The sequence below is a fragment of the Roseateles sp. P5_E11 genome, assembly GCF_054049355.1.
On sequence record NZ_JBFUMO010000379.1, the window covers coordinates 1 to 5,795 of the forward strand.

The 5,795-nt window shown below is 69.5% G+C and carries 6 protein-coding genes and 1 pseudogene; 3 read left to right on the forward strand and 4 right to left on the reverse strand.

Annotation, left to right across the window (positions count from 1 at the left end):
• Positions 1-327: pseudogene (locus ACXJKR_RS22355) on the reverse strand (endolytic transglycosylase MltG); the annotation flags it as partial.
• A 47-nt stretch (positions 328-374) separates the two neighbouring features.
• On the opposite strand from ACXJKR_RS22355, the gene ygfZ reads away from it, so the two are divergent.
• Together ygfZ and ACXJKR_RS22365 are read left to right on the forward strand one after the other, a co-directional pair.
• Positions 375-1,253: a CAF17-like 4Fe-4S cluster assembly/insertion protein YgfZ gene (gene ygfZ, locus ACXJKR_RS22360; protein ID WP_457324679.1), complete on the forward strand. Its 879-nt coding sequence runs from the start codon at positions 375-377 to the stop codon at positions 1,251-1,253.
• A 2-nt stretch (positions 1,254-1,255) separates the two neighbouring features.
• Complete coding sequence (locus ACXJKR_RS22365; RefSeq protein ID WP_056201645.1) at positions 1,256-1,504, forward strand: DUF4936 family protein; 249 nt, start codon at positions 1,256-1,258, stop codon at positions 1,502-1,504.
• Here the strand turns inward: ACXJKR_RS22365 and ACXJKR_RS22370 are convergent.
• The 3 genes from ACXJKR_RS22370 to ACXJKR_RS22380 are packed head-to-tail and all read right to left on the reverse strand — an operon-like array spanning position 1,501 to position 4,966.
• Positions 1,501-2,358, reverse strand: a complete 858-nt coding sequence (locus ACXJKR_RS22370) for a YbgC/FadM family acyl-CoA thioesterase (RefSeq protein WP_457324680.1) — start codon at positions 2,356-2,358, stop codon at positions 1,501-1,503. The two genes, ACXJKR_RS22365 and ACXJKR_RS22370, sit on opposite strands and share 4 nt — an antisense overlap.
• A complete protein-coding gene (locus ACXJKR_RS22375; protein ID WP_457324681.1) occupies positions 2,355-3,275 on the reverse strand; it encodes an alpha/beta hydrolase in 921 nt (306 codons plus the stop codon). Before ACXJKR_RS22375 ends, ACXJKR_RS22370 begins: the two co-directional genes overlap by 4 nt.
• Positions 3,272-4,966, reverse strand: a complete 1,695-nt coding sequence (locus ACXJKR_RS22380) for a S10 family peptidase (protein ID WP_457324682.1) — start codon at positions 4,964-4,966, stop codon at positions 3,272-3,274. The genes ACXJKR_RS22375 and ACXJKR_RS22380 overlap by 4 nt, the downstream gene beginning before the upstream one ends.
• Positions 4,967-5,024: 58 nt before the next feature.
• On the opposite strand from ACXJKR_RS22380, the gene ACXJKR_RS22385 reads away from it, so the two are divergent.
• On the forward strand, positions 5,025-5,795 hold a 771-nt coding region (locus tag ACXJKR_RS22385), incomplete at its 3' end, for an iron-containing alcohol dehydrogenase (protein WP_457324683.1).

Here is a 5,795-nt window from a genome sequence, read left to right on the forward strand (position 1 = left end):
CAGTTGCTCCATGACCTGGTCGCCGCGCACCATCTTGTCGAGCAGCTCCCGCGGCGTGATGCCGGCGTGGACCTCATAGCTGCCGGCGCGGATCTGCTTGGCCTGGCCCGACCACTTGAACCATTGGTAGAGGAAGCGGGTATCGGTCTGCACGCCGGCAGCGACCCACGCGCGGGCAACCTCCACCGGGTTGGTGCCGGGCTCGATGGACAGCTCCACCGAAGGCGCCGACAGCGCCAGCGGGCTGCGCAGCCACTGCCAGACGGCGCCTGCAGCCAGCACTGCGATCAACAACAAGACGAGCAGCGCTCGCAACAACCACTTCATGCCCTGTGAAAAGCCCGGTCAAAAGGGGGCCGATGATAATTCCCGTCATGTCGCAAGCCTCCCAACTCCGTCTCTCTGACTGGGGCGTGATCCGCGCCCAGGGCGCTGACGCCGCCAGCTTCCTGCACAGCCAGCTGACCCAGGACTTCGCCTTGCTCGACCGCGAGCACGCACGCCTGGCCGGCTTCTGCACGGCCAAGGGCCGGCTGCTGGCGACGATGGTGGGCTGGCGCGGCGGTGATGAAGAGATTCTGCTGGCCCTGCCGGCCGAGACGCTGGCGGCGACGCTGAAGCGGCTGTCCATGTTCGTCATGCGCGCCAAATGCAAGCTCAGCGACGCGAGCGCCGAGTTCGCGGTCTACGGATTGCTGGGCGAGCCGACCGCCGAGGCCTGGACGCTGGCGAGCGATGACGAAGCCGTACAGATCGCCCTGCCCGGCACGGGTCGCGCGCTGCGCGTGCAGCCCGCCAACGCACCCGCACCGACCGGCGCAGCGATGACGGCCGACGACTGGGCCTGGGCCGAAGCCGAAGCCGGCGTGGCCTGGGTGCGCGGCGCCACCGTCGAGGCCTTTGTGCCGCAGATGATCAATTTCGAAGTGCTGGGCGGCGTGAACTTCAAGAAGGGCTGCTACCYCGGCCAGGAGATCGTCGCGCGCAGCCAGTACCGCGGCACGCTGAAGCGCCGGCTGCAGGTTTTCGAGGCGGATGCGCCCGCGACCATCGGCCAGGAGATCTTTAACAGCGCAGACCCGGAGCAGCCCGCTGGCGTCGTTGCGGGCAGTGGGTCCAAGGGCGGCCGGACCGCCATTGCCGCCGAGATCAAGCTCGCGGCATTGGAAGGCGGCAGCCTGCACCTGGGCAGCGCTACCGGCGCCACGCTGCAGCCGCGTGCCCTGCCCTACGAGATCCCGCCCCAAGACTGACCGTGCAGCTCTACGTCTACTACCGCGTCGCCGCCGACAACGTCGAGGCGGCACTCATCGCCTTTCGCAAGGCTCGTGTCGAAGCGCCCATCGAGCTGCTGCAACGCCCCGAGCCGGACGCCGATGGGCGGTGGACGTGGATGGAGATCTACCCGGAAGGCTGGACCCACCGCGAGCCGCAGGTGGCAGCGGCGATGGCCGAGTGGCTGGCCAGCGAACGCAAGGTTGAGCGCTTCGAGATGCTCGGTTAGAGGCCGCGCACCATCTCCACATGTCCGATGCCAGCCTCCTCAAACGGCTGGCCCCGCCGCTGGAAGCCAGCGCGCAAATAGAAATTCTCGGCAGACAGCTGCGCATGCAGCAGCACCTCGCGGTAGCCCTGTTTTCTGGCCTCGGCCATCAACGCGTCGAGCACCTGGCGGCCGATCTGGGTGCCGCGCATGGCGCGCAGCACGGCCATGCGGCCGATCTTGGCCACGCCGGGCACATGCTCCAGCATGCGGCCGGTGGCCAGCGGAATGCCGAAGCGGTTGCGCGCCAGCGCATGCAGGCAGCTCGCGTCGGCGGCGTCCCATTCCATGTCGGCCGGGATGCCCTGCTCCTCGATGAAGACCTCGCGACGGATGGCGCCGGCGGCTTCGCCATGCTCGCTCCATGCGCCGACGCTGACGTCGACGACGCTCTGGCCGGCCTCGAAGCCATGGATGACGTCGCGCAGCGCATCGGGCAGGCGCTGCGGCGTCTGCGCGACCGGGTCGGCGAAGACGTAGATCATGTCGGCCTGCACCAGCAACTGGTCGCCACGGAAGAAGGCGCCGTCGACCTTCATCGAGCTGTTGCCGAACTCGCGGCAGCGCACGCCGATGTCCAGGCGGTCGTCGTAGCGGGCGGAGGCGAGGTAGTCCAGCGCCGCACGGCGCACGAAGAGGTCGCCGCCCAGCATCTTCATCGTGTCGGCATAGGGCAGCGCCAGGGCTCGCCAATAGCCGCTGATGGCCGYGTCCATATAGGTCAGGTAGTGGCCGTTGAAGACGATGCCCTGGGCGTCGATCTCGGCCCAGCGCACGCGCAGCGGTTCGAAGAAGCGGAAGTCCTGGCGTTTCATGGCTTGAGATGTTCCTTGATGGCCGCGGCGCAGAAGTCCAGCGCCGCGACGGCCTCGGGCAGGCTGCGGCCCATCTTGATGAAGTCGTGGGTCACGCCGCGTGCGAGTTCCAGCTGCACCGGCACGCCGGCCGCGCGCAGCACGTCGGCATAGGCCAGGCCTTCGTCCACCAGAGGGTCGGCCTCGGCCAGCAGCACGGCGGCGGGCGCGAGATCGGCATGGTCTTCGGCCTCCAGCGGCGCAAAACGCCAGTCGCTGCGCTGGTCGGCGTCGATGTAGTGGCTGAAGAACCATTCGATGGTCGTCGCATCGAGCAGATAGCCCTCGGCAAAACGGCGGTGCGAGTCATGGCTCAGCCGGGCCGCGGTACCGGGCGTGATCAGAAGCTGAAGCGCCAGCGGCAGGCCCTGCTCGCGGGCGAAGAAGGCCGTGCTGGCCGCCAGCGTGCCGCCGGCGCTGTCGCCGCCGACGCCCAGGCGGCTGCCGTCCAGGCCCAGCGCCGACGCCTGCTCATGCAGCCAGGCCAGGCCGGCCCAGGCATCGTCGACAGCGGCCGGAAAACGGTGCTCGGGTGCCAGGCGGTAGTCCAGCGCCAGCACGGCCGCGCCGCTGCGATTGCTGAGCTGGCGGCACAGGCTGTCATGCGTCTCCAGGTCGCCGATCGTGAAGCCGCCGCCGTGCAGATACAGCAGCACGGGCAGCTTGTCGGCGCTGGGCGCGTACAGACGTGCCGGCCGGCCAGCCACCTCCAGATCTTCGACGCGGGCCAGGGCCGCACGCGGCAGGTCCAGGATCTCTGCGCCCATGCGGTAGGCCAAGCGGGCCTCACGCGGCGTCAGCGCGTGAAACGGCGGCCGCTTGGCGCGCTGGATGCGCGTCAGCAGTTCGGCCATGCGTGGGGTCAGTGGCGTCGTCATCGGGCCCGCATTGTCGGCGGCACCCAGGGGTCGCGCAGCGGGGCTTGGAAGGCGTTCTCGCTCGTTGGCGCCACGCTGCCCGGCTGCTGCGGCGTACCGGCGCGATCCACCATCACGAAGGGTCGAGCCTGCAACGCTCGCCGTTCGGGTCCGAGGTCGGCAGCGGCACGCAGGGCCAGCGTGTTCGCGTAGAAGGCCTTGAGGTCGGCGAGCTGAGCGACCCGGGTCGCGTCGTCGAGATAGCTCATGTGGCCGCCGGCATAGTTGCGGACTTTCACGCGGCTGGCATCGACGCGCGCCAGGTCGGTCTCTGTCAGGTGAAAGGGCGTGGCCAGGTCGTGATAGCCGCTGACGGCGAGCACGCGCAGGCGGGCGTTCTGGGCCAGGGCCACCGAGAGGTCGGGCAAGGTGTCCGGCAAGGGCCGGCCGGCGTGGCTGAAGTTCCAGAAGTTGATGGCATTGCTCAGCACGACATAGGTGGAGCTGTTGCGGTAGCCGAGCTGGTCGCGCAGATGGGTGGCGATGCCGGTGGCGAAGCTGCTGCCGATCCAGGTGCTGGACACATCGCCCTCCGAGGCGAGCTGGCTGCCGATGGCCGCCTTCATGCGGCCGTCGTAGCGGCCGAGCTGCTGGCCGGAGATCAGCCAGATGCGGAAGTTGTCGGCCGACACGTTCAGGCTCGTCTGCCATTGCGCCGCGGGTAAACCGGTCAGGTTGGCCAGAGGCTGCCAGATCGTCGGTGTCGGTACATTGGCCAGCCAGGCTTGCAGCGCCGGCGCGTAAACCTGGTCGGCATAGGTACGYGCCTGCGCCGCCCAGGCGTTGAGATCGGTCGGCACAGGCTGCGTCAGCCGATGGAAGGCGCCGACGGCGGCGAAGCTCGGCAGATAGCCGCCGCAGCCCTGCCCGTTCGTGATGCCGCAATTGCTGTTGTAGTCCATCGCCGGGGACTGCAGCACAAGCCCGTCAAGCATGACGCCGGCCTCCTGCAACTGGCGCGCAAGCACGGCCGTACGCGGGCCGCCGTAGCTTTCGCCGTAGAGGTATTTGGGCGAGGCGGCGCGGTTGTTGGCAGCCAGGTAGCGCTGGATGGCGTCGCGGAACAGCGCGGCGTCGGCGTCCACGCCCCAGAAGTTGCGGTTGGTGAAGGGCGCGATGGCCTGGGAGTAGCCGCTGCCCACTGCGTTGATGAAGACGAGATCGGTCTGGCCCAGCAGGTGCTCGGCGTTGTCGATCATCGGGAAAGGCCGCGCCGCCGTCGTGTCGGGTGCGTTGGCCACGAGGCGCTTGGGACCGAAGCTGCCCAGCTGCAGCCAGACCGAGGCCGAGCCCGGGCCGCCGTTGTAAAAGAAGGTGACGGGGCGGGTCGCCACATCGGCACCGGGCAGGGTGTAGGCGACGTAGAACACCGAGGCCTCGGCAGCGCCAGTGGCGTCGCGCGCGATCAGGTGGCCGGCGGTGGCGGTGTAGCTCAGCGTCTGGCCGTTGGCCGTGAGCGTCTGGGTGCTGACGGCGGCGGCCTCGACGGCGCCCGACAGCGAAGCATCGGCCGCCGAGGAATAGACCGTCGTGTCGGTCAGCCCCGGCTGGTTGTCGACCGGCGGCGTCGGCGTGGGGGCCGAGCCCCCTCCTCCGCCCCCGCAGGCCGCGAGCAGGACCAGGAGCAGCAGGGGCAGTGAAGTCGCGCGCATGACGGCGAGTCTAGACACGCCGGACTAGGATGCGCAAAGACATTGCAGGGAGTGCGCCGTGGCCCAGATCCTCTACCTGACCCGCATCGAACTCGAGTTCGGCGCCAGCCGCCTGCTGCCGGCCGAGTGCGAGCGCATCGGCATCCGCCGCCCGCTCGTCGTCACCGACGCTGGCGTGCGCGCAGCCGGCGTGCTGGACGAGGCGCTGGCAGCCTTCGACGTCAAGCCCCCCGTGTTCGACCGCACTCCCGCCAACCCGACCGAGGCCGCCGTGCGGCTGGCGGCGCAGATGGCCCGGGAGTTCGACTGCGACGGCCTCATCGCCATCGGCGGCGGCTCCAGCATGGACCTGGCCAAGGGCGTGGCCATCGCCGCCACGCACGAGGGCCCGCTGACGCACTACGCGACCATCGAAGGCGGCGCCGGGCGCATCAGCCCCAAGGTGCTGCCGCTGATCGCCGTGCCGACGACGGCGGGCACTGGCAGCGAGGTGGCCCGCGGCGCCATCATCATCGTCGACGACGGCCGCAAGCTGGGCTTCCACAACTGGGAGCTGCTGCCCAAGGCGGCCATCTGCGACCCGGCGCTGACTCTGAAACTGCCGCCGGGCCTGACGGCCGCCACCGGCATGGACGCCATCGCCCACTGCATCGAGACCTTCCTCGCGCCGGCCTTCAACCCGCCGGCCGATGGCATCGCGCTGGAAGGCCTGCGCCGGGGCTGGCAATCCATTGAACAGGCCACGCGCGACGGCCAGGACCGGGATGCGCGCATGGACATGATGTGCGCCAGCGTGCATGGCGCGATGGCTTTCCAGAAGGGCCTGGGC

What these genes read in the sequence shown, in the direction of transcription:
- ACXJKR_RS22375 (WP_457324681.1), bottom strand. Translation starts at nt 3,275, where the DNA reads ATGACGACGCCACTGACCCCACGCATGGCCGAACTGCTGACGCGCATC.